Annotated in this window: 1 protein-coding gene; it reads left to right on the forward strand. The window is 43.0% G+C overall.

Annotated elements, in window-relative coordinates:
- The coding region (locus tag ETC27_RS18155; protein ID WP_205742791.1) for a chloride channel protein at positions 1 to 256 on the forward strand (256 nt) is incomplete at both ends.

The following is a 256-nucleotide window of genomic DNA, read 5'->3' on the forward strand; positions in this document are numbered from 1 at the left end:
TTGGGGACTTGCCTTTCTCTGTCTGGTCTTTGCTGCAAAGTTTTTGATTTCCCTCATCAGCTATGCTTCAGGTGTTCCCGGAGGAATATTCTTCCCCCTCTTAGTACTCGGTGCTAGTCTTGGTAGCATTTTTGCTACAACAGTCATTCCTCTCTTGCATTTGTCGCCCAATCTTTTCCCAAATTTTATTATTTTAGCGATGGCTGCAACTTTTACTGCTATCGTTCGTGCACCAATGACTGGAATTCTCCTTTTA

Source organism: Onishia niordana (assembly GCF_004798965.1).
GTDB classification, from domain to species: Bacteria; Pseudomonadota; Gammaproteobacteria; order Pseudomonadales; family Halomonadaceae; genus Onishia; species Onishia niordana.